The 23,064-nt window shown below is 75.9% G+C and carries 20 protein-coding genes; 13 read left to right on the forward strand and 7 right to left on the reverse strand.

What is annotated here, in order from left to right; all coding sequences use genetic code 11:
* Positions 1 to 51 precede the first annotated feature (51 nt).
* The 3 genes from J5O08_RS14815 to J5O08_RS14825 are packed head-to-tail and all read left to right on the forward strand — an operon-like array spanning position 52 to position 2,391.
* Entirely contained in the window at positions 52 to 912 is an 861-nt protein-coding gene (locus J5O08_RS14815) for a hypothetical protein (protein WP_218707649.1), read from the forward strand.
* A 32-nt stretch (positions 913 to 944) separates the two neighbouring features.
* Positions 945 to 1,481 (forward strand): GNAT family N-acetyltransferase, encoded by a 537-nt coding sequence (locus J5O08_RS14820; RefSeq protein ID WP_218707651.1) that lies wholly within the window; start codon positions 945 to 947, stop codon positions 1,479 to 1,481.
* Between the two features lie 55 nt (positions 1,482 to 1,536).
* On the forward strand, positions 1,537 to 2,391 hold the full coding sequence (locus tag J5O08_RS14825) for an NAD(P)-dependent oxidoreductase (protein WP_218707653.1): 855 nt from the start codon (positions 1,537 to 1,539) through the stop codon (positions 2,389 to 2,391).
* Positions 2,392 to 2,532: 141 nt separating this feature from the next.
* Here J5O08_RS14825 and J5O08_RS14830 read toward each other — a convergent pair whose 3' ends face one another.
* Positions 2,533 to 4,530: a M48 family metallopeptidase gene (locus J5O08_RS14830; RefSeq protein WP_218707655.1), complete on the reverse strand. Its 1,998-nt coding sequence runs from the start codon at positions 4,528 to 4,530 to the stop codon at positions 2,533 to 2,535.
* Between the two features lie 94 nt (positions 4,531 to 4,624).
* On the opposite strand from J5O08_RS14830, the gene J5O08_RS14835 reads away from it, so the two are divergent.
* Entirely contained in the window at positions 4,625 to 5,107 is a 483-nt protein-coding gene (locus J5O08_RS14835) for an NUDIX domain-containing protein (protein ID WP_218707656.1), read from the forward strand.
* Positions 5,108 to 5,186: 79 nt separating this feature from the next.
* Here the strand turns inward: J5O08_RS14835 and J5O08_RS14840 are convergent, their stop codons facing one another.
* Both J5O08_RS14840 and J5O08_RS14845 read right to left on the reverse strand, forming a co-directional pair.
* Positions 5,187 to 6,161 carry a glycosyltransferase gene (locus J5O08_RS14840; RefSeq protein WP_218707657.1) on the reverse strand — a complete coding sequence of 325 codons (975 nt, stop codon included), beginning with the start codon at positions 6,159 to 6,161 and terminating at the stop codon, positions 5,187 to 5,189.
* Between the two features lie 83 nt (positions 6,162 to 6,244).
* The gene (locus J5O08_RS14845; RefSeq protein WP_218707658.1) at positions 6,245 to 7,282 is read right to left on the reverse strand and encodes a GGDEF domain-containing protein; all 1,038 of its coding nucleotides are present in this window, start codon (positions 7,280 to 7,282) and stop codon (positions 6,245 to 6,247) included.
* A gap of 69 nt (positions 7,283 to 7,351) precedes the next feature.
* On the opposite strand from J5O08_RS14845, the gene J5O08_RS14850 reads away from it, so the two are divergent.
* The 4 genes from J5O08_RS14850 (at position 7,352) to J5O08_RS14865 (ending at position 10,658) form a co-directional block, all read left to right on the forward strand.
* Entirely contained in the window at positions 7,352 to 8,356 is a 1,005-nt protein-coding gene (locus tag J5O08_RS14850; protein WP_308281640.1) for a DMT family transporter, read from the forward strand.
* A complete protein-coding gene (locus J5O08_RS14855) occupies positions 8,316 to 8,882 on the forward strand; it encodes an N-acetyltransferase (protein WP_255589980.1) in 567 nt (188 codons plus the stop codon). Before J5O08_RS14850 ends, J5O08_RS14855 begins: the two co-directional genes overlap by 41 nt.
* 120 nt (positions 8,883 to 9,002) lie before the next feature.
* A complete protein-coding gene (locus J5O08_RS14860) occupies positions 9,003 to 9,641 on the forward strand; it encodes a hypothetical protein (protein WP_147796090.1) in 639 nt (212 codons plus the stop codon).
* A 105-nt stretch (positions 9,642 to 9,746) separates the two neighbouring features.
* Positions 9,747 to 10,658 (forward strand): VOC family protein, encoded by a 912-nt coding sequence (locus J5O08_RS14865; protein ID WP_218707659.1) that lies wholly within the window; start codon positions 9,747 to 9,749, stop codon positions 10,656 to 10,658.
* A 108-nt stretch (positions 10,659 to 10,766) separates the two neighbouring features.
* Here J5O08_RS14865 and J5O08_RS14870 read toward each other — a convergent pair whose 3' ends face one another.
* On the reverse strand, positions 10,767 to 11,822 hold the full coding sequence (locus tag J5O08_RS14870; protein ID WP_218707660.1) for a glutathione S-transferase family protein: 1,056 nt from the start codon (positions 11,820 to 11,822) through the stop codon (positions 10,767 to 10,769).
* A gap of 129 nt (positions 11,823 to 11,951) precedes the next feature.
* Here J5O08_RS14870 and J5O08_RS14875 point away from each other — a divergent pair, with 129 nt between their 5' ends.
* Complete coding sequence (locus J5O08_RS14875; RefSeq protein ID WP_308281641.1) at positions 11,952 to 13,772, forward strand: hypothetical protein; 1,821 nt, start codon at positions 11,952 to 11,954, stop codon at positions 13,770 to 13,772.
* A 43-nt stretch (positions 13,773 to 13,815) separates the two neighbouring features.
* Here the strand turns inward: J5O08_RS14875 and J5O08_RS14880 are convergent, their stop codons facing one another.
* The 3 genes from J5O08_RS14880 to J5O08_RS14890 form a co-directional block, all read right to left on the reverse strand.
* On the reverse strand, positions 13,816 to 15,015 hold the full coding sequence (locus J5O08_RS14880; protein ID WP_218707661.1) for a hydroxymethylglutaryl-CoA synthase: 1,200 nt from the start codon (positions 15,013 to 15,015) through the stop codon (positions 13,816 to 13,818).
* Between the two features lie 214 nt (positions 15,016 to 15,229).
* The gene (locus tag J5O08_RS14885) at positions 15,230 to 15,757 is read right to left on the reverse strand and encodes a hypothetical protein (RefSeq protein WP_218707662.1); all 528 of its coding nucleotides are present in this window, start codon (positions 15,755 to 15,757) and stop codon (positions 15,230 to 15,232) included.
* 22 nt (positions 15,758 to 15,779) lie between these two features.
* The gene (locus J5O08_RS14890) at positions 15,780 to 16,832 is read right to left on the reverse strand and encodes a hydroxymethylglutaryl-CoA reductase (RefSeq protein ID WP_218707663.1); all 1,053 of its coding nucleotides are present in this window, start codon (positions 16,830 to 16,832) and stop codon (positions 15,780 to 15,782) included.
* Between the two features lie 119 nt (positions 16,833 to 16,951).
* On the opposite strand from J5O08_RS14890, the gene J5O08_RS14895 reads away from it, so the two are divergent.
* The 4 genes from J5O08_RS14895 (at position 16,952) to leuS (ending at position 23,005) form a co-directional block, all read left to right on the forward strand.
* Complete coding sequence (locus J5O08_RS14895; protein WP_218707664.1) at positions 16,952 to 17,728, forward strand: LLM class F420-dependent oxidoreductase; 777 nt, start codon at positions 16,952 to 16,954, stop codon at positions 17,726 to 17,728.
* A 127-nt stretch (positions 17,729 to 17,855) separates the two neighbouring features.
* Complete coding sequence (locus tag J5O08_RS14900; protein WP_308281642.1) at positions 17,856 to 18,593, forward strand: metal-dependent transcriptional regulator; 738 nt, start codon at positions 17,856 to 17,858, stop codon at positions 18,591 to 18,593.
* Positions 18,594 to 18,745: 152 nt separating this feature from the next.
* Positions 18,746 to 19,978 (forward strand): MFS transporter, encoded by a 1,233-nt coding sequence (locus J5O08_RS14905; RefSeq protein ID WP_218707665.1) that lies wholly within the window; start codon positions 18,746 to 18,748, stop codon positions 19,976 to 19,978.
* 63 nt (positions 19,979 to 20,041) lie between these two features.
* Entirely contained in the window at positions 20,042 to 23,005 is a 2,964-nt protein-coding gene (gene leuS / locus J5O08_RS14910) for a leucine--tRNA ligase (RefSeq protein ID WP_218707667.1), read from the forward strand.
* Positions 23,006 to 23,064: the final 59 nt, after the last annotated feature.

The following is a 23,064-nucleotide window of genomic DNA, read 5'->3' on the forward strand; positions in this document are numbered from 1 at the left end:
CGGCCCGCGGGCTTCCGTCCTGCCTGCCGCGTCAGGCACCCTGAGGGGGCGATGCGGGAGGACGAGCGGCGGCTGGACGCGGTGGGCGCCTCGCCGCGCGCTGTGTACTGGGGCGTCCTCGTGGTCAGCGGGGCGCTCGCCCTGGCCCTGGGCGCGGCGGGGCTGCGGATGCTCGTGGACCCGGACGCGCCGGGCGCCTGGGCGCCGCTCGGGAGCGCGGGCGCGCTGGCGGGCGGCGCCGCGTGGCTGGTGGTCACGTGGTCGTTCCACCGGAACTACCTGCACGTCCCGCGGCCGGCGACGCACCGGGTGCGGGTCGAGGAGGTCGCGGGCCGGCCGGCCGTCGTGGTCGTCTGGCGGACGATGTTCCGCCGGCAGCCCCTGCTCGTCTCCGTGGTCGTGGTGCTGGCGGGCGTGGGGTGGACGGCCGCGCTCGTCGCGCTCGACCACTGGGCGTGGTGGGTGCCGCTGCTCGTCGTCGCGCCGGTCCTGCTCGGGCTCCCGGACCGGCTGCTCGAGCTGGCCCGCCCGCTGCGGCTGGTGCTGACCCCCGCGGGCCTCGGCACGACGGCGCTCGACGGCGACGCCTGGCTCGACTGGGACGACGTGCGCGAGATCGCGGTGGTGCAGGACGACCAGTGGGCGGTGGTGCGGGTGCTGCCCGTGCCCCGGCCGGCGTCGTGGCGGCACCGGCGGCGCGCGCGGTTCCTGCCGGCGGCGGCGGCAGGCGAGCCGTGCGTCGACGTGCCGGGGCCTGCCCTCCCGGTCGACCCCTCCGCCGTGATCGCGGCGCTCGAGCACTACCGCGCGACACCGGCGGCGCGGGCGGAGCTGGCCGGGGAGGCGGGGCGGCGCCGCGTGCTGGGCGAGGTCGACCGGGGGCCGCGGGGCGGGACGCCCCAAACCCCGTGACGCCGGGCCGCGCCGGTGCCACCATCGACCCGGTGACCGCCGAGCTCCGCCCCTGGACCCCCGCCGACGCGGGCGCGCTGCGCGCCGTCGTGGCCGCCGCCCCCGACCTCGCCCGGCAGACCGGCGGTGCCGACCTGTCGACGGACGCCGCGGCGGCCGAGCACATCCGCCGGCACCTCGCGCCGCGCGGGCCGTGGTCGTACGGGTTCGCGGTGGCGGTCGACGGACGCGCCGTCGGCCACGTCGGGATCGGGGCCGTCGACGACGTGCACGGCACCGCGTGGGTCTCGTACTGGCTGGCGGCGGACGTCCGCGGCCGCGGACTCGCGACCGCGGCTCTCGTCGGGGCCTCGGCGTGGGCGGTGCGCGAGCTGGGGACGTTCCGGCTCGAGCTCGGGCACCGCGTGAACAACCCGGCGTCCTGCCGCGTCGCGACCCGGGCCGGCTACCAGGCCGAGGGCGTCGAGCGGGCGAAGCTCCGGTACGGCGACGAGCGGTTCGACGTGGAGACCCACGCGCGGCTCGCGACGGACCCCGCGCCGGAGGTCGTCGGGCTCCCGGTGCGGTGACGCCGCGGGCGGCCCCGCGGTGGACGGCGCGGCCGGGCCGGGCGAGGATGCCGCCATGACCGAGACCGTCGCCGTGACCGGCGCGCTGGGCAAGGTGGGCCGCGCGGTGGTGCAGGACCTGCTCGCGCACGGGTACCGGGTGCAGGCGTCCGACGCCCAGGGCCCCTTCGGGGAGCGCGCCGGGCTGGGGGTGGACGTGCTCCGCGCCGAGCTCACCGACTACGGGCAGGCCGTCGAGGCGCTCGCGGGCTGCTCCGCGGTCGTGCACCTGGCGAACATCCCGCAGCCGGGGATGGAGTCGCCGCCCGACACCTTCAACCGCAACATGGCCGCCAACGCCAACGTGTTCCTCGCCGCCCAGCGGCTCGGGCTGCGCAAGGTCGCGTGGGCGTCGAGCGAGACGACGCTCGGGCTGCCGTTCGACGTGCCGCCGCGGTACGCCCCGGTCGACGAGGCGCACTTCCCGCACCCGACGACGACCTACGCGCTGTCGAAGGTGCTGAGCGAGGACCTCGCCGCGCAGGTGTCCGAGTGGTCGGGCATCCCGTTCGTCGGGCTCCGGCTGTCGAACGTGTTCCCGGCCGAGGCGTATGCCGCGGTGCCGTCGTTCCAGGACGACCCGGCGGCGCGGCGGTGGAACCTCTGGGGCTACATCGACGCGCGGGACGCGGCGACCGCCTTCCGGCTCGCGCTCGAGGTGGAGACGACCGGCTCGCAGAACGTCATCATCGCCGCGGCCGACACGATCATGGACACCCCGTCCGCCGACCTGCTGGCCGCCGAGTTCCCGGGCGTCCCGGTGCGCAAGGAGCTCGGGACGCACGAGACGCTGCTGGCGATCGACGGCGCCCGGGCGCTGCTGGGCTTCGAGCCGCAGCACTCCTGGCGCGACGAGGTCCCGCGGGGCTGAGCCGGGCGGGCGCGCGGCGCGCGTGCCGCGCCCTCGACGCCGAGATAGGACCTCCGCGCTGAGATAGGACCGCCCAGTGTCCTATCTCGGCGCGACGGTCCTATCTCGGCGCGCGGCGCGGCGGCGGGCCGGGCGGCGCGGTCAGGCGCGGGCGCGGGTCTTGGCGGGGGTGCGGCGCAGGGACAGGACGGCCGCAGCGAGCACGGCCTCGGAGTTGTCCGCGAGCTTGTCCGCGCCGTACCGGCCCTTGAGCCGCACGGTGCCGCCGCGCTTCAGCACGAGCGTCGCCCGGAGCGGGACCTTGCCCCGGACCTTCGCCGTCGCGACCTCCTCGAACGGCAGGTAGCGGTACCGGGCGGCGAGCTCGCCGACGGACGCGCCCTCGACCAGCGCGGCGAGCCGCTTGCGCCCCGAGCCCCGGCGCGGCGCGGGCACCAGGACGAGGCCCTCGTCGAGCACCAGCACGTCGTGCCGGGCGCCGTCGACCGACACCGACGCGACGCCCGCGAGCAGCGACGCCCCGAGCGCGTCGGCCTGCGCCGACTCCTGGCCCGCGCGGTCCACGTCGACGCGGAGCGCGGTGAGGTGCGCGCGGGCGTCCGCGACCGTGCGCGGGTCTGCGGCGAGCACGGCGAGCGGGCGCGGGTCGATCGCCTCTCCGGCCGCGTCGACCAGGCGGGGCCCGCCGAGCCAGGGCTGCTCCCAGCGGGCGATGCCGGCCTGGACCGCGGCGGAGCGTACGACGACCTCGAGCGCGTCGACCAGCGTGCCGGCGTCGTCGGCGTCGGTCCCCGGGGTGGGCTGCGCGGCCGGAGTTCCGACCGGGCCCGGCGCGGCCGGAGCACCAGCCGGGACCGGCGCGGACGGCGTGCCGACCGGGCCCGCCCCGGGCAGCGGACCGGCCGGGTCCGGCGCGGACGGCGCCAGGCCCAGCTCGAGCGCCAGCTCCGGCCCCCGGCCCTGCGCCACGAGGCCGAGGACCGTCGCCAGCGTCGCCCGCGGCAGCCCCGCGAGCCGCGCAGCCGCCCGGTACACGCCGTCCGCGAGGCGCTGCCGGTTCCGCGTGGTGGCCGCGGCGCCGAGCGCGGGCCAGTCGAGCCGCGGCCGGTCCTCGAACCGGAGCGAGCCCTCGGCGACCATCGCGGCGGCGTCCGAGAAGCCCGGCACCAGCAGCGTGGCGCGGCGGGTGTCCCGCGCGCGGTGCACGTCGGGCATCCGGTCCATCGCGGCGATCCGGGCGGCGTGCGACGGGTGGCTGTCCCACCGGGACTGCGTCGCGTCGGGGTCCTGACGACGCAGGTCGGCGAGCTCGTCGGAGCGGGCGGCCAGCAGCGCGTCGAAGCCGCCGAAGAACGCCGGCGCCGCGGGGGCGAGCCCGACCTCGAACGCCGGCGCGACGTAGACCCCGGTGTAGTGCGCCCAGGCGGCCGAGACGACCTCGACCTCGCGCAGCGCCTGCTGGGCGACGGCGCGCCCGGCGACGGCGACGCTGATCTCGTCGGCCTCGAGTTCCTGGCGGCGGCTGACGGCGGCGGAGACCAGCATGTACAGCCAGGCGTAGCCCATCAGCAGCCACCCGACGACCGAGCCGGCCGTGGCCTGGACCGTCGCCATGACGACCGCACGCCCGCGGTAGGCGAGCGGGCCGAGCCGGGTGTGGTTCCGCGAGTAGTGGCCGAGCTCGTGGGCGAGGACCGAGCGCAGCATCGCGACGTCGAGCCCCTGCACGAGCGGCACGCCGAGGTACATCCGGCGCCGGCCGCCGACCAGGCCGAGCAGCCGGGCCTCCTCCGACACCGCGGCGTTGACCTCCGGCACGAGGCGGATCTCGTCGGGCGCGCGGGTGTGCGCGGCGGCCGACAGCTCGCGCACGACGGTCCACAGCTCGGGCGCGGACTGCGGCGGCACCTCGACGCCGTGCGGCGGGGCCGCCTTCGCGCGGGCGACCTTCCACAGGGCGGAGACGATGCCGAAGACGAGCACCAGGGCGAAGATCGCGAGGTAGCCCGCGCCCCGGACGTGGTCGGTGCTGAACGCGAGCACGCTCAGCCAGCCCAGGAGGACCGCCAGGCCCACGGCGACGACGTAGAAGCCGGCGAGCATGACGAGGGACAGCGCGGCGCGCAGCGTGGTGATCATCGGCGCCGGACGCTAGCACCGGCCACGGCCCGCGCGCCCGGTGGGACCGCCACGTCCACCCAGGTGGCGGCCTCGGGCACCTAGCATCGGGGGCGTGCCGACCCCTGACTTCGTCCTCGACCTCCGCGCCCGCATCGGGCACGACCTGCTCTGGCTGTCGGGGGTGAGCGCCGTCGTGGTGCGCCTCGGGGCCGACGGCCGCGACGAGGTGCTGCTGGTCCGCCGGGCCGACAACGGCGCCTGGACGCCGGTCACCGGGATCATCGACCCGGGCGAGGAGCCGGCGGTCGCGGGCGCCCGCGAGGTGCTCGAGGAGACCGAGGTGGTGGCGGTCGCGGAGCGGCTGGCGTGGGTGCACACGCTGCCGCCGATGGAGTACGCCAACGGCGACCGCTCCCAGTACCTCGACCTGACGTTCCGGTTCCGCTGGGTGTCGGGGGAGCCGGGGCCGGGCGACGGCGAGAACACCGAGGCGCGGTGGTTCCCGGTGGACGCGATGCCGGCGATGTCGGACGAGATGGTGGCGCGGGTCGCGCACGCGCTGGCGCCGGAGGGGCCGACCCGCTTCGTCGTCTGACGCCGGGACTCCTGATCGCCACCCGATCGTCGCGGTGCCACCCGATCGATCGGGTGCCGGTGCGAGAACCGGGTGGGGTTCAGGACGGGACGCGGCGGCGCGTCGCGCGGCGCAGGGCCAGCAGCTCCCGGTGGAACGCGACCCGGCGGCGCAGGCGCAGCAGCTCCTCGTCGACCTCGGCCCCCGCGCCGGCCGGGCCGCCCGCGCGGCCCGCGCCCGCGAGCGCCGCGCGCAGCCGCCGCCCCGACAGGAGGCCCCACGTCGCCACCAGCTTCGCCGCCGACTCCGCCGCGGCCGGCCGCTTCCCGAGCAGGTGGTGCGCGAGGTACGCCTCGCCCCGCCCGCGCCCGGTGGCCTGCCGCGCGAGCCGCGCCGGGTCGAGGCGCTCGGGCTCGGGGTGGTGCTCGACGGTCGCGCCGGCGACGGCGCCCTGCCGGAAGCCCGCGGCGAGCACGTCGAGCCGGAACACGGTGTCCTCGGCGCCGGGGTAGCGGGCGGTGCCGAGCGACTCGTCGAACGGGACGGCGTCCAGCACCGCCCGGGTGGTGCCGATGCTGGCGGCGGCGAACTCGCGGCCGACGGCGGGCGGCTCCGGGACGACGGCGAAGTAGGCGGACGCGAGCGCGGGGCTCAGCCACGGCCGGCCCAGGTGCGGCGCGAGGGCGACCGACCCGCCGACCAGGTCGGCCTCCCCGCGACGCAGCGGCTCGGCCATCCGCCGGACCCAGTGCGGCGGGACGTGCACGTCGTCGTCGGTGAACAGCACGACCGGCGCGGTGGCCGCGGCGACGCCCGCGTTCCGCGCGCGGGCGATGCCGGGGCGCGGCTCCGCGACCACGCGCAGCCGCGGGTCGCGGCGGGCGGCGTCGGCGAGCACCGCGGGGGTCGCGTCCGTCGAGCCGTTGTCCACGACGACGACCTCCGCCGGCAGGTCGGCCCGCGCGGCCTCGTCGAGCGCGGCGCCGAGGTGGTCCAGCGTCGGGCGCAGCCGGCCCGCGCCGTCGCGGGTGCAGACGACGACGGTCACCTCGGGCGTGCCGGGTCCGGCCCCCATGCGCGTGCTCCGCTCGGTCCGTGCCTCGGGCGGTCGCCCCCACCCCGGTGCAGTATGCGACCGGTGGGGCCGTCCGCGGAAGGTCAGCGGCCCTGGTGGGGGAGCGGGTCGGGGTGCGGTCCCGGGCGCGGTCCCGGAGGCGCGCCGGGGTGCGCGCCCGGCGCCGGCGTCGCGGGCGGACGACCCACGTGCCGGTCCCGCTTGGCCCCGTACAGCGCGACGTCGGCGCGGGCGAGCAGGTCGCGCACGGTGTCGTCGGGGCGGGCGTCGGCGATCCCCGCGCTCCACGGGGTCGCGCACCGGGTGCGCGCGTCGGCGACCCAGCGCCGGGCCGCGGCGGCGTCGAGGCCCGGCAGCACCACGACGAACTCGTCGCCGCCGACCCGGCCCACCACCGCCCGGCCGGCCGCCGGTCCCCGCCAGGAGGCGACGAGCTCGACCAGCACGTCGTCGCCCGCGAGGTGGCCGCGGGTGTCGTTCACGGCCTTGAAGTCGTCGACGTCGGCGGACACGACGGCCAGCGGAGCCCCCGTCCGGCGGGCCTCGCGCAGCCGGGTCTCCAGGCGCTCCAGGACGGCGGCCCGGGTCAGCGCGCCCGTGAGGTCGTCGGTGGTCGCGTGCCGGCGGAGCCAGTGCGTGACGTTCCCGAGCAGCGAGGTGCTGGCGACCGTCATGATGACGACGACCAGCCAGGTGAGCGCGTGGAACGGCGCGGGTGCCAGCACCATCCCGACGGTCACGGCCGCGATCGCCTCGGCGACGAGCAGCGCGGCGACCCGGGTGCGGAACGCGTAGGCGGCGTACTGCGCGGCGGACATCACGCCGATGGACAGCACGACCAGCCCCTCGGCCGTCTGGCAGGACGCCAGCAGCACGCCCGCCCCCAGCAGGCCCACCGCCAGCGCGGCGGGCATCGTCCAGCGGCGGGCCGGCACCACCAGCACGCCGACCGCCAGCGCCCCGAGCAGCGCGGACGCCGCGAACCACAGACCCACCGGGGACCGCGGGCTCAGCGGGAACAGCCCGCCGCCGAGGACCAGCACCGCCATGAGTCCCAGCGCGCAGGCCAGGTGGCCCCGGGTCGCGTAGAGCCGGGGTGCCCGCGCCTCGGACCTGCCCATGCCCAGGGTGTCGGCACGCGCGTCGCCGGAGGTAACAGGGCGTGCGGGTGAGCCGCGTATCCTCCGCGGGTGCCTCTCCCCGCCCGCACCGGACCCGTGCTCGCCCTCGTCGGCGCCACGCTGTTCTGGGCCGGGAACTACGTGCTGGGCGCGGTCGCCGTGCAGGAGATGACCCCGGTGAGCCTGACCGCGCTGCGCTGGGCGCTCGCGGCCGTGCCGCTCGCCGTGATCGCGCAGGTCGTGGAGCGGCCGGACTGGCGCGCGGTGCTGCGCACCTGGCCGCGGCAGGTCGTCCTCGCGCTGCTCGGCATGGTCGGGTACGCCCTGTTCGTCTACACCGCCCTCCAGCACACCTCGTCCGTGAACGCGTCGCTGGTGAACGCGCTGAACCCGGCGCTGATCGCGCTGCTCGGCGCCGCCGTGGTGCGCCGGGCGCCGTCCGGGCGCGCCGTGGCCGGGATGCTGGTCGGGCTGGTCGGCGTGCTGGTGGTGCTCACCGGCGGCCGGCTCGGCGCTCTGACCTCGCTCGAGCTCAACGTCGGCGACCTCCTCATGGTCGGGGCGATCGTCGTGTGGAGCGTGTACACGATCGGCGGGCGCGGGCTCGCGGGCGTGCCGCCCATCGCGTCGACCGCCGTGCAGGCCGCGATCGCCGCCGTGGTGATGGCCCCGTTCGCCGTGACCGGGCACGTGCACTGGCCGTCGGGCCGGGACGCCACGGTCGCGCTGGTCGTCATCGCGGTGCTGCCGTCGGTGGGGTCGTACCTGCTCTGGAACCTGGCGCTGCGCCGGGTGCCGCCCGCCGAGGCCGGGTCGTACCTCAACCTGATCACGGTGTTCACGGTGCTGATCAGCGCGGCCACGGGGTACGCGCTCGGCGCTGCCCAGGTCGTCGGCGGGGTGCTGGTGCTCGGCGGGGTGCTGCTGGTGCGGGACCGGACGCCCCGCGCGGGGTCTCCCACCACGTCGGACCCGGCCGGTAGGGTCGCTGGCCATGCGGGTGAGACCGTTCGCGACGTGCGACCTGCCGGGGATGTACCGCGTGTGCCTGCTGACGGGCGACGCGGGGACTGACGCCACGCCCGTGTACCGGGACCCCGACCTGCTCGGGCACGTGTACGCGGGCCCGTACCCGGTCGCGGACCCGTCGCTGACCTGGGTGGTCACCGACGACGACGGCGTCGTCGGCTACGTCGTCGGCACCGCCGACTCCCAGGCGTTCGCCCGCTGGCAGGAGGAGGCGTGGTGGCCCGCGCTGCGGGAGCGGTACCCGCGGCGCCCCGAGGTCCCCGGCTACCGGGACCACGAGCTGCTCGGCACCGTGCACGACGGGGGCCGGTACGACCCCGCGGTCACCGACCGGTACCCGGCGCACCTGCACATCGACCTGCTGCCGCGCGCCCAGGGCCGCGGCCTCGGGCGGACGCTGATCGAGACGCTGGCCGGGGCGCTGCGCGAGCGCGGCGTGCCCGGGCTGCACCTCGGGGTGGCCGAGCAGAACGCCGGGGCGATCGCGTTCTACGACCGGGTCGGGTTCCGCCAGGTCGAGGCGCACGCGTGGGGCCGGACGCTCGGGATGGACCTCGGCGCGGCGGCGTGATCCCGCCCCTCGCGCCGCGTCCGCGCCCGGTTCCGCCGCGCGCGCGGGCCGGTCGCGTACCGTGACCCGCAGCGGACCAGCGGCGGGACCCCCGCCGGACGCCGGCGCGAGGAGGGCGTGGTGAGCGACACCGGGTACGGCGACTTCGAGTTCGAGCGCCGGTTCTTCGTGCGGACGCCGCCCATGGAGCTGCTGTCCGAGCCCGACCCGGTGCTCATCGTGCAGTCGTACTTCCTGGCCCAGGACGGGTACGCGCTCCGGCTCCGGGTGCAGGCCTCCGGGCTGCGGCTGCCGCTCGGCCCCGACGCCGACCCGCTGGACGTGCTCGAGGAGGTCGGCGACCGGTTCGAGTTCTGCGCCGTCACGCTCAAGGGCCCGATGAACGTCGGCACCCGCTACGAGGCCGAGCGGGAGATCGACGTCGTCGTCGGCACCGAGATGATCCGCCGCGGCGGGCACCGGATCGTGAAGAACCGGTACTCCGTGTGGCTGGGCGCCGACGGCTGGGTGGTCGACGTGTTCGGCGGGGCGAACGCGCCGCTCGTCGTCGCCGAGTGCGAGCGCTCGGGCCCGGTGACCGACCTGCAGATCCCGGCGTTCTGCGAGTCCGAGGTCACCGACGACGCCCGGTTCGCGAACGACGGCCTGGCGCGGGTGCCGTACCGCGGCTGGGCGGGCGACTACGAGGCGGAGCTGCGCGAGCGCGGGCCGCGGTTCCTCACGGACTTCGGCCGCAACGACCTGCAGCGCCGGGGCTGACGGCGCGGGCCCGCGCACGACCGGAGCCCGGTCGTGCGGTCCCTGCACGCCCGGACGTCGACGCGTGTCTCGACAACCGTTGAAGCCTCAACTATCATGCTCCGCATGACCACCGCCGACCCCCGCCCCGCCCTCGACCGCCTCGCCGCCGACACCGCCATGGGCCCCGTGACCCTGCTGGTCGGCGACCTCGACCTGCAGCTGCGGTACTACCGCGACGTGCTCGGCCTGCAGGTCGTCGAGCGCCCGGACGAGCGCATCGAGGGTGTCGGCCGGTCCGACGTCGTCGTCCTCGGGCGGGGGACCCAGCCGCTGATGGTGCTCCGGCACACGCCGGACCTGCCGCCGACCAGCCGCGGCCAGGCGGGCCTGTTCCACACGGCGATCCTGTTCGACACCCAGGAGGCGCTGGCCGCGACGCTCGCGTCGGTGGCGGCCCGGGCGCCCCGCACCTACGTCGGCAGCGCGGACCACCTCGTCTCCGAGGCGTTCTACCTGACCGACCCGGAGGGCAACGGCGTCGAGCTGTACTGGGACCGCTCGCGCGACCTGTGGGGCTACGACGAGAACGGCCGGGTCCTCATGGACTCGCTGCGGCTCGACCCGAACGAGTTCATCCAGGGACACGTCACCGACGCCGCGCTCGCGGCGCCGGCCGGGAGGCCGGTGGTCGGGCACGTGCACCTGCAGGTCGGCGACGTGGCCGGGGCGCGGGCGTTCTACGTCGACGCGCTCGGCTTCGACGTGATGGCCGAGTGGCACGGCGCGCTGTTCGTCTCGGCCGGTGGGTACCACCACCACATGGCGATGAACACCTGGAACTCGGCCGGCGCCGGGCCGCGGGCGAGCAGCCTGGGCCTGGGCGAGGTCACCCTGGTGGTGCCCGGGACCGACGACGTGGGCGCGCTGCGCGAGCGGCTCGCGGCGCACGGCGTCGCGGTGCGCGACGACGGCGCGACGGTGACGTTCGACGACCCGTGGCGCAACGTGGTCCGGGTGCGCCCGGTCGCCGCGTAGGCGCGGCCCGGCGCTCGGGCGAGGTCGAGCGTTTCCGTCGAGGTCGAGGGTTTCCGGCGGGTCCGGCGGGCGGAACCCTCGACCTCGCGCAGCGCGGCGGCGCCGGGGTCAGCCCGCCATCGCCTCCGCGGTGTGGGCCGGGTTTACCCGCTCGCCCTCGCGGACCGGGGCGGGCGGGGTGCCGTCGCCGAACGGGCGGCCGCCCATGGACTCCCGGCCGTGCGCGGTCAGCCAGCCGCGCAGGTCCGGGCCGGCCGGGACGATCTGCGTCGGGTTGATGTCCTCGTGGACCACGTAGTAGTGCCGCTTGATGTGGTCGAAGTCGATCGTGTCGCCGAACCCCGGGGTCTGGAACAGGTCCCGCGCGTACGCCCAGAGCACCGGCATCTCGGTCAGCTTCGAGCGGTTGCACTTGAAGTGCCCGTGGTAGACCGCGTCGAACCGGACCAGCGTGGTGAACAGCCGGACGTCGGCCTCGGTGAGCGTGTCGCCGACCAGGTACCGCTGGGTCGACAGCCGCTCCGACAGCCAGTCCAGGCGCGAGAACAGCCGGCGGTACGCGCGCTCGTACGCCTCCTGCGACCCGGCGAACCCGCAGCGGTACACGCCGTTGTTCACGTCCGTGAACACCTTCCGCGCGACCTGGTCGATCTCGTCCCGCAGGTGCTCGGGGTACAGATCGGGCGCGCCCTCCCGGTGGTACGCGGTCCACTCGGTCGACAGGTCGAGGGTCAGCTGCGCGTAGTCGTTCGTGACGACCGCCCCCGACGGCACGTCGACGATCGCCGGGACCGTGATGCCCTTCGGGTAGTCCGGGAACCGCCGGAAGTAGGCGTCCTGGATCCGCGGGATGCCGAGCACCGGGTCGACGCCGCCCGGGTCGAGGTCGAACGTCCACGACCGGGAGTCGTGCGTCGGCCCGCACACGCCCAGCGAGATCGCGTCCTCGAGCCCGAGCAGCCGGCGGACGATGATCGCCCGGTTCGCCCACGGGCACGCCCGCGACACCACGAGCCGGTACCGGCCGGGCTCGACCGGGTAGCCGTCCCGGCCGTCGGCGGTGATCCGCGTGGTGATGTAGCTCTGGTCGCGGACGAACTCCTCGCCGCTGGTCACGTACGCGCCGGCGGTGCTGAACTCCTGCTGGGCGCTCTCGGGGGTCATGCCCCGATCATCCCCGACCCGGAGCGCCCGCGCCGCCCCGCGGGTCGTCGGGGCGGCCCGCGGCCTCGCCGGGCGTCGGTGGGCCTGCCTACAGTGGCGGGGTCCCCGTGTCCCCGGCCCCGGAGAGCCGTGCCTGCCGCACCCGCCCGCCCGACCCGTCCGCACCGGCCCCTGTCGCTCCGCGCCTGGCGTCCCGTCGCCGCGCTCGCCGCCCTCGGCCTGCTCGCCGCCTGCACCGGCGGGGGCACCGACGGCGCCACCCCCGACCCGTCGCCGTCGGCCGTCACCCTGCGGTCGGCCGTGACGCTGCCCGAGGCCCCGACCACGGTCGTCCCCGACGGGACGGCGGCGGGCACGGCGCTCGCGGTGAGCGCCGCGCTGTTCGCCGAGGCGCCCGTGGCGGTGCTGGTCGCCGACGAGACGCCGGGCGTCGTCGCCCCCGCCGCCACGGCGGCCGTCGCGCTCGGCTCGCCGGTGCTGGTCGCGAGCGCGGGCGTGGCCGACGAGCTCGACCGCCTCGGCACCACCGACGTGGTCGTGGTCGACGACGACGCCGACGGGCGCGCCGCGCTGGCCGCCGACCTCCCGGACGGGCTGCGGACCTACGGCGTCGACGCCGCGGACCCCGCACCGGCCGACCTCGGGCTGGCCGTGGGGGAGGAGCAGGAGGTGGACGACGGCGGGCTTGTCGCGGCCGTCGCGGCGCTCACCGGGCCGGAGCCGGCGCTGCTGCGGGCCGCGGCGGGGTCCGGCGACGGAGCCGCCCCGACGGCGTCGCCGACCGGGACCCCGGGCGCCGGGGCGAGCGACGCGGAGGCCACGGCCGACGCCGCCTCCACCCCGGGCCAGGACGACGTGCTCGGTCTCCCCACCACCACGATCGAGCCTCCCGCGCCCGCCGACGCCGCGGCCCTCCTCGTCGACACGCACGCCGCCCCCGCGGGCACCGCCGTCGCCGCCGCGACCGCCCGGGCCGCTGGCCTTCCGGTCGTCGACGTGCCCGGCGCCGACCCCCGGGCCACCTCCGCCGCGGTGCAAGCGCTCACGGGGGTGGAGACGGTGGTCGCGGTCGGGTCGTCGTTCGGCGACGCCGCCCGGCTCGGTCCCCGCGTCGCCAGCGCCTCGACGGGCGTCGAGCTGCCGGGCGGCGGCCAGCTGGTGTTCCCGGACCCCGGGTCGGCGCCCGGCGTGGACGGCAAGCGCTACGTCGCGCTGTACGGCACGCCCGGCACCGCGGCGCTCGGCGTGCTCGGGGAGCAGGACGTCCCGGCGACCATCGCCCGCGCCGAGCAGACCGCCGCCCCGTACCGGTCGCTCACCTCCGACACCGTGGTGCCGACGCTCGAGGTCATCGCGACCATCGCGTCGGCCGCGCCGGAGCCGGACGGCTCGTACTCGCGCGCGCGGCCGGTCGACGAGCTGCGGCCGATCGTCGAGGCCGCGCAGGCGGCGGGACAGGCGGTCGTCCTCGACCTGCAGCCCGGCCGCACCGACTTCCTCACGCAGGCGCAGCAGTACGCCGAGCTGCTCGCCTACCCGCACGTCGGGCTCGCGCTCGACCCCGAGTGGCGGCTCGCGCCCGACCAGGTGCACCTGCGCCAGATCGGGTCGGTCGGCATCGACGAGGTCAACGCCACCGCCGACTGGCTCGCGACGTACACCCGCGACCGGCAGCTGCCGCAGAAGATGTTCCTGCTGCACCAGTTCTCGCTCCGGATGATCACCGACCGCGAGCGGCTGCACACCGGGCACGACGAGCTGGCCATGATCATCCACGCCGACGGCCAGGGGTCGCAGCCCGCGAAGGCCGGCACCTGGGCGACGCTGCACCAGGGCGCGCCGGACGTGCACTGGGGCTGGAAGAACTTCTACGACGAGGACACGCCGATGCTGGACCCGGCGCAGACCTACGCGGTGCAGCCGGTCCCGGACCTGGTGACGTACCAGTAGGCGGGCACGACGACCGCCGCCCGGTCCGGGCGGCGTCTCGTCGTCAGGCGACCGCGGTCGCCGCCGTCTCGGTGCGCTCGTACATCCGCTGGTGCCCGGTGATCGCCGCGAGCCGGAACGGGCCGCGGGTCAGGCGCTCGACGTCGTGGTCGCCGCCGTCGACCGGGTTCACCGGCGCGACGATCCGCAGGTACTCGGCGTGCGACACCTCGTCGCGCTCGTCGAGCAGCCGGCGGTGCGCGGCGGCGCGCAGGTGCGCGCGGTACCCGGGCTGGACGACGCCGGTGAAGAGCTCGCCGACGGCGCCGGAGCCGTAGGAGAAGAACCCGATGCGCGAGCCGCCCAGGTCGTCCGCCGCGTGGTCGAGCAGCGACGCCAGGCCGATGTACATCGACGCGGTGTAGGAGTTCCCGATCTCGCGGTTGTACCGGAGGGTGTCGGCGATCTGCGCGTCCATCACCTCGGCGTCGCGCGGGGCGCCGGCCAGGCGGGTCAGGTGCGCGTGCGCCTTCACCGCCATCTTGGTGAACGGCTGGTGGTAGACGAACGCGTCGATCTCGCCGAACTCGGCGCCGCCCTGGGCGCGGAAGTCCTGCCACGCGCCGGCCAGCGAGTCGGTGTACGCGCGGAGCGACAGCCGGCCGTCGACGACCGCGGTGGTCCGGTAGTTCGGCCGCCAGAAGTCCATGACGTCGGTGGTGTGCAGGCCGGAGACCGGCTCGATCGCGACCAGGCGCGGGTTCGCGGTGACCAGCATCGCGACGGCGCCGCAGCCCTGCGTCGGCTCGCCGGAGGACCCGACGTCGTAGCGGGCCACGTCGGAGCAGATGACGAGCACCTTCTGCTCCGGGTTCCGGGCGACCAGCGCCAGCGCCATCTGCAGCGCGGAGGTGCCGGAGTAGCAGGCCTGCTTGAGCTCCACGACGCGCGCGGCCGGGTTCAGGCCGAGCAGGTGGTGCACGTACACGCCGGCCGACTTCGACTGGTCGATGCCGCTCTCGGTCGCGAGCAGGACGGTGCGGATCGCGGCCCGCTCGTCGTCGGACAGGTCCTCCACGAGGGGGAGCGCGGCCGCGGCGGCGAGCGTCACGACGTCCTCGTCGGGGGCGCACACGCTCATCCGGTCCTGGCCGAGGCCCACCGTGTACTTCGCCGGCTCGACGCCGTGCACGGGCGCCAGGTTCGCCAGGTCGAGGTACCGGCCCGCGGTCGCGAAGGCCAGGTCGTCGATGCCGAGCTGCATGTCGGGGTGGGATCCTCTCCGGCTGGACGTCGTCCGCGGGCGGGTGACCCGGCGTCCGACGGGCCACGGGTGCGGCCCGCCGTCATCGGCGGTCACGCGAGGCCCGGACGACTGTAGCCCTGCGTGCGAGCACCGACCAGCGAGCGCCGGGACTCTTCACCTGCTCCACACGGAACGCGCGGGGCGCCCGGATTCTTCCGGTTCGTGAACATGGTCACATGGCGGGCGGTGCGAGGCGCGGCATCCCCGTGACGACGCGCGCAGGAGCGGCTCCCGCCGGGCCGCGGCGGACGACGACGAGCGCGTGGCCGTCGCGCCGCGCCGCGCGGGCCGTGAGGTCGCGCATCCGTGCCACGGCGCCGGGGACGCGCGAGCCGTCGACCACCAGCGCGTCGGGGACGTGCTCGACGGTGTCCGGGAGCGCGGCGTCGTCCCTCGCGAAGCCCTCGCGGGACCAGTCACCGAGCGTCGCCCGCGCGTGGCTCAGCCAGGCACGCAGGGCCGCGACGGCGCGGGCCGGGTCGTCGGCGGGGTCGTCCGCGTCGAGCACCGCCGACTCGACGACGAGGTCGGGCAGCGACTCGGGCCCGGGGTCGGCGCCCCACCGCGACAGCACGCCGGTCGGGGCGTCGGCCGTGCCGGTGCGGGTGACCTCGAGGCAGTGCAGCGGCTCGTCGTCCAGCACGGGGGTGTACGCGAGCCGGGCCCAGGGGGCGCCCTCGTCCTCGGTGCTGCTCGTCATCGCCGGCCTCCCGCCGTCCGGGTCAGCCCTTCGCCGGGGCGCCCCGCTCCAGTGTGAGGTGCGCGGCCATCAGCTCGCCCGGGTTCGTCTGCGCCGCCATCAGCGACAGCTCGCCGCACAGCACCGTCGCCGCGCACAGCACCGCGAGGCGGCGGGCGTTGTCGCCCGGCTCGCGCTCCTCGCGGCAGCCGAGCCGGACCAGGTTCTCCTCGACGAAGTCGAGCCCCTTGCCGTTGCCGACGGTGCCGACGATCAGGTTCGGCAGCGTGCAGGAGAAGTACAGGTCGCCGTCGCGGACCTCGGCGTGGGTCAGGCCCTGGGAGCCCTCGACGATGTTCGCCGCGTCCTGGCCCGTCGCCAGGTAGAACGCCAGCAGCATGTTCGCGTAGTGCGCGTTCGCCGACCGCAGGCCGCCCGCGAGCATCGTGCCGATGAGGTTCTTGCGGATGTTCAGCTGGACGACCGCCTCGGGCGTCGTGTGCAGGAACCGCTCGACGTGCCGGCGGGGGAGCACGATCTCTGTCACGACGTTCTTGCCGCGCCCGAGGATGCCGTTGACCGCCGTCGCCTTCTTGTCGGAGCAGAAGTTGCCGGAGATCGAGCCGTAGCGGACGCCCGGGACGGTGGCGAGCACGTGGTCCATGAGCTTGTCGGCCGCGTTGGTCACCATGTTGTGGCCCGAGGCGTCGCCGGTGGTGAGCTCGAACCGCACGAACAGCAGGTTCGCGGCGATCTGGACGTGCAGGTCGATCAGCCGGGCGAACCGGCTGCTGGTCGCGACGACGGCCGCCAGCTCCTCGCGCCGGGACGACAGGTGCTGCCAGGCGGCGAGCGCGGCCTCGGCGTCGTCGGCCTCCAGCAGCACGGAGCGGGACATCCGCTCGTCGACCAGGGTGGCCTTGATCCCGCCCTCGACCATCGTCGACAGCCGGGCGCCGCGGCGGACCGACGGCCACAGCGGCGACTCGTACGTCGCGAGCGGCACCTCGGTCTCGCCGGACATCACGTTGCCGCTGATCCGCAGGGGTCCGACCCAGCGCAGGGGGATCGGCGCGGACGTGTCGGCGGCGGGCATGGGGACCTCCGGGGATCGGGTGCGGGCGCGCGGCCGGGCGCGGCGGTGCGCGCGGTGCGGCGCGTCGGCCAGCGTAGACGCCGGGCGCACGCCCGTCCGCGCGGACGTACGGTCTGTCCATGACGCGACCGCTCCGCATCGGAGTCCAGATCCAGCCCCAGCACGCCGACTACGCGCAGATCCGGGACGCGGTGCGCCGCGCCGAGGACCTCGGGGTCGACGTGATCTTCAACTGGGACCACTTCTTCCCGCTCTACGGCGACCCGGACGGCAAGCACTTCGAGTGCTGGACCATGCTGGGCGCCTGGGCGGAGCAGACCAGCCGGGTGCAGATCGGCGCCCTGGTGACCTGCAACTCGTACCGGAACCCCGAGCTGCTGGCCGACATGGCCCGCACGGTCGACCACATCAGCGGCGGCCGCCTGATCCTGGGGATCGGCGCCGGGTGGTTCGAGAAGGACTACGACCAGTTCGGCTACGAGTTCGGGACCCCGGGCACGCGGATCGCCGAGCTGGCGTCCGCCCTGCCGCGGATCAAGGCCCGCCTGGCGGCCGGCAACCCGGCCCCGACGCGGGACATCCCGATCCTCGTCGGCGGTGGCGGCGAGCGGAAGACGCTGCGCGTCGTCGCCGAGCACGCCGACGTGTGGCACTCGTTCGGGGACCTGGACACGCTGACCCGCAAGAGCGCGATCCTCGACGAGCACGGCGAGGCCGTCGGCCGGGACACCGCGGCGCTGGTCGAGCGCAGCGTCGGGGTCTCCGCGCCGCCCGCCGAGGTCGCGGCGCCGCTGGTCGAGGCGGGCGTGACGCTGTTCACGGTCGGCGTCGGCGGCCCGGACTACGACCTGGGCCTCGTGGAGCAGTGGGTGGCCTGGCGCGACGCCCAGGCCTGACGGCGGCCACGAGGTCGTCGGTTGCGCCCGAGGTCGTCGGTTCCGCACCCCTGCGGCGGACGGAACCGACGACCTCGGCGAGCGCGACGCGGGTGGGGTGGCGGCCGCGGGCCCTAACCTTGTCGGCGTGAGCGAGACCAGCGACCTGACCCCCGTGGCCCAGGACTACCTCAAGGTCGTCTGGACCGCGCGCGAGTGGTCGTCCGCCCCGGTGACGACCAAGATGCTCGCCGAGCGGCTGGGCGTCGGGGCGTCCACCGTGTCGGAGACCGTGCGCCGGCTCGCCGACCAGGGCCTCGTGGAGCACGCGCCGTACGCGGCGATCACGCTCACCGAGGAGGGCGTCCGGCACGCGGTGCAGGTCGTCCGCCGGCACCGGCTGATCGAGACGTTCCTGGTCAGCGAGCTCGGCTACGCCTGGGACGAGGTGCACGACGAGGCCGAGGTGCTGGAGCACGCCGTGTCGGACCTCATGGTCGAGCGGATCGACGCACGCCTGGGCCACCCGACGCGCGACCCGCACGGCGACCCGATCCCCGCGCCCGACGGCACGGTGCCGACGCCGGCCGCGGACATGCTGTGGGAGCTCACGGCGGGGTCCGGCCGGATCGCCCGCATCTCCGACGCCGACCCCGGCCTGCTGCGGTACCTCGCCTCCGTGGGCGTCGTGCTGGACGCGCGGGTCGAGGTCGTCGAGCGGCGGGACTTCGCCGGGATGACCGCGGTGCGCGTCCTGCCGCCGCTCGACGGCGGGTCGCTCGCGGACGCGGCGGCCGAGGCCGTGGGCGCCGCCGCGGAGGCGCGGCCGGTCGAGCTCGGCGAGGTCGCCGCTCGCGCGATCTGGGTGCTGCTCGACCCGGCCTGACCCGCGCCCCGGTCCGGGACCGACCGGCCGGTAGGCTGGGCGGCACCGGACTCCTCGCCGACGCGGTCTGCCGGGACGGGCCGCCGCACCCGTCGGCGCGCCAGCCGCCGGGTTCCACGCGGTCCACCGACGACGACCGCGGGGAGCCGCACATGCACACGAGCACGCCGGGCACCGGGCCCGCCGTCGACACCGACGTGGTCCTGGACCCGAGCCTGGTCCGCCGCCGCGCGCGGCTGCCGCTGCTGGCCCTCGCGCTCGGCGGGTTCTCGATCGGCACCACCGAGTTCGCGACGATGGGCCTGCTGCCGCTCGTCGCGGAGAACCTCGACGCCACGATCCCCGAGGCCGGGCACGCGATCACCGCGTACGCGCTCGGCGTCGTCGTCGGCGCCCCGCTGCTGACGACGATCGCCGCCCGGATGGACCGCCGGAGGCTGCTCCTGCTGCTGATGACGGCGTTCACCGTCGGCAACGTGCTGTCGGCGCTCGCGCCGTCGCTCGGCTGGCTGGTGGCGGCGCGGTTCGTCGCGGGCCTGCCGCACGGCGCGTTCTTCGGCGTCGGCGCCGTGATGGGCGCGCACGTCGCGGGACCGGGCCGCCGCGGACAGGCCGTCGCGACGATGATGGCCGGCCTGACGATCGCGAACGTCGTGGGCGTGCCGCTGTCGACCGTCCTGGGGCAGGTGTTCGGCTGGCGGGTGGCGTTCGTCGCCGTGGGCGTCCTCGGGGCGCTGACCCTGTTGGCGCTGCTCCGGTTCCTGCCGGAGCTGCCGGTGCGGGACGGCGCGACGGTGCGCGCGGAGCTCGGCGCGCTGCGCAACGGGCGGCTCTGGGTGGCGTGCGCGGCGGGCTCGATCGGGTTCGGCGGCATGTTCGCCGTGTACTCCTACGTGTCGCCGCTGCTGACCGACGTCACCGGGCTGGCCGAGGCGACGGTGCCGATCGTGCTCGCGCTGTTCGGCGTCGGCATGACGGCCGGCACGCTGCTCGGCGGGCGGCTGGCCGACCGCTCCGTCGCCCGGACCGTGCTGCTCGGCTTCGCGTCGACGATCGTCGCGCTCGTGCTGATCGCGGTGCTCGCGCAGTGGGTCGTCCCCGGCGTGCTGGCGATCGTGCTGCTGGGCGTGACGACGCAGGTGCTGGGGCTCTCCCTGCAGGCCTGGCTCATGGACCTGTCGCCGACCGCGCCGTCGCTCGGCGCCGCGCTGTGCCACTCCGCGCTGAACGCCGGGAACGCGTTCGGGGCCTGGGTCGGGGGGCTCGTGATCGCCGGCGGTCTCGGCTACGTCGCGCCGGCGTGGGTCGGGGCGGGGCTGACCGTGATCGGCCTGGTCATCTCGGGGATCGTGCTGGGCGGGGCCGCCCGGCGGCGCACCGCCTGACCCCGGCGGGCGGGCGTCCCGGCAGCGTCCGGCGGCGCCCGCGGGCGTCGATAGACTTCCCCGGTGACGTCGCCCGCCAGCACCCAGCCCGATCCCGCCTCCGCCCCGGCCGCCGCCGGCGGCCAGGACGTGCCGTTCCGGTACACCGCCGAGCTCGCCCAGCAGATCGAGCTCCGGTGGCAGGACGAGTGGGTCGAGCGCGGCACGTTCTTCGCGGCCAACCCGGCCGGCAGCGCGCTGACCGACGGCGACGGGGCGAACGCCCGCGAGGGCGCGCGGCCGTTCTTCGTGATGGACATGTTCCCGTACCCGTCGGGCGCGGGCCTGCACGTCGGCCACCCGCTGGGGTACATCGCGACCGACGTCGTCGCGCGGTTCCGCCGCATGCAGGGCGACAACGTGCTGCACGCGCTGGGCTACGACGCGTTCGGCCTGCCGGCCGAGCAGTACGCCGTGCAGACGGGCCAGCACCCGCGCACGACCACCGAGGCGAACATCGAGATCATGGCGCGCCAGCTCAAGCGCCTGGGCGTCGCCCACGACCCGCGCCGGTCGTTCGCCACGATCGACCCGGACTACGTGCGCTGGACGCAGTGGATCTTCCTGCAGATCTTCGAGTCCTGGTACGACGAGGACGCCGTGCGGCCCGACGGCGGCACGGGCGCGGCCCGGCCGGTGTCGACGCTCGTCGAGGCGTACGAGTCGGGTGCCCGCGCGGTGCCGGACGGCATCGACGGGGTGCCCGAGGGCGCCGCGTGGGCCGACCTGGACGCCGTGCAGCGCCGCCGCGTCGTCGACGCCCAGCGCCTGGCGTACGTCTCCGAGACGCCGGTGAACTGGTGCCCGGGCCTGGGCACCGTGCTGGCCAACGAGGAGGTCACCTCCGACGGCCGGTCCGAGCGCGGCAACTTCCCGGTGTTCCAGCGCACGCTGCGGCAGTGGAACATGCGGATCACCGCGTACGCCGACCGCCTGGCCGACGACCTGTCGCTGATCGACTGGCCGGAGAAGGTCACCGCGATGCAGCGGAACTGGATCGGCCGGTCGGAGGGCGCGCACGTCGACTTCGAGGTCACCGACGCCGACGAGCCGCTGACCGTCTTCACCACCCGCCCCGACACGCTGTTCGGCGCGACCTACGTCGTCCTGGCGCCGGAGCACCCGCTGGTGGACGCGATCGTCGCGGACTCCGAGCCGTCCTGGGACGAGGACGTGCCGGAGGCGTGGCGCGGGGGCGCGGCGAGCCCCGCCGAGGCCGTCGCCGCCTACCGCCGCGAGGCCGCCGCCAAGACCGCCGTGGAGCGGCAGGCCGACGCCGGCCGCAAGACCGGCGTGTTCACCGGCGGCTACGCGCTGAACCCGGTGAACGGCGCCCAGCTGCCCGTGTTCATCGCCGACTACGTCCTCATGGGCTACGGCACCGGCGCGATCATGGCCGTCCCCGGCGGCGACACCCGCGACTTCGCGTTCGCCGAGGCGTTCGGCCTGCCGGTCGTGCACACCGTGCAGCCGCCGGAGGGCCACGAGGGGGCCTGGACCGGTGACGGCGCGATCATCAACTCGTCGAACGACGAGATCAGCCTGGACGGGCTGTCCGTCGCCGAGGCCAAGACCCGGATCGTCGACTGGCTGGCCGAGCGCGGGGCCGGCTCGCGCACCACCACCTACCGCCTGCGCGACTGGCTGTTCAGCCGGCAGCGGTACTGGGGCGAGCCGTTCCCGATCGTCTACGACGAGAACGACCTGCCGATCGCGATCCCGGAGCAGTCGCTGCCCGTCGACCTGCCGGACGTGCCGGACTACGCGCCGCGCACCTTCGACCCCGACGACGCCGACTCCTCGCCGGAGGCGCCGCTGAGCCGGAACGACGACTGGGTCAACGTCACGCTGGACCTGGGCGACGGCCCGAAGGTCTACCGCCGCGACACCAACACCATGCCGAACTGGGCCGGGTCGTGCTGGTACTACCTGCACTACCTGGACCCGTCGCACGCGACCGGCCAGGTCGTCGACCCCGCGCTCGAGCAGTACTGGATGGGCCCCGGCCACAACCCCGGCGACACCCACGGCGCCGGTGGCGTCGACCTGTACGTCGGCGGCGTCGAGCACGCCGTGCTGCACCTGCTGTACGCCCGGTTCTGGCACAAGGCGCTGTACGACCTGGGCCACGTGTCCAGCCGCGAGCCGTTCTACAAGCTGTTCAACCAGGGCTACATCCAGGCGTACGCCTACACCGACGTGCGCGGCGTGTACGTCCCGGCCGCCGAGGTCGTCGAGGACGAGTCCGTCGAGTCCGGGTTCACCTGGAACGGCGAGGAGGTGTTCCGCGAGTACGGCAAGATCGGCAAGTCGCTGAAGAACGCCGTCTCCCCGGACGAGATGTACGCCGAGTACGGCGCGGACACCCTGCGCGTCTACGAGATGTCGATGGGCCCGCTCGACCTGTCCCGCCCGTGGGAGACCCGGGCCGTCGTCGGCGCGCAGCGGTTCCTGCAGCGCGTGTGGCGCAACGTCGTCTCCGAGGAGACGGGCGAGGTCACCGTCGTCGACGAGGAGCCGGCGGTCGAGACGCTGCGGGTCCTGCACCGCACGATCGCCGAGGTCGGCGAGGACATGCAGGCGATGCGGATCAACACCGCCATCGCCAAGCTCATCGTCCTCAACAACCACCTGACGTCGCTGCCCGCCGTGCCGCGGACCGTCGCCGAGCAGCTCGTGCTCATGACCGCTCCCGTCGCGCCGCACCTGGCCGAGGAGCTGTGGTCCCGCCTGGGCCACGAGCGGTCCCTCGCGCACGAGCCGTTCCCGGCCGTCGACCCGCAGTACCTGGTGCAGGACTCCGTGACCTGCGTGTTCCAGGTGCAGGGCAAGGTCCGCGGGCGGGCCGAGGTCGCGCCCGACGCCGACGAGGCCACGCTGCGCGAGCTCGCGCTGGCCGACCTCGGCGTCCAGCGCGCGATGGCCGGGCGCGACGTGCGCACGGTGATCGTGCGGGCGCCGAAGCTCGTCAACGTGGTGCCGGCCTGACGGTGCCGGAGGGCGCCGACGCCCCGTCGACCGCGCGCGGCGCGGGGGCGGGGCGCGGC

The organism is Cellulomonas sp. PS-H5, assembly GCF_019265565.1.
In the GTDB taxonomy this organism is placed as follows: Bacteria; Actinomycetota; Actinomycetes; order Actinomycetales; family Cellulomonadaceae; genus Cellulomonas.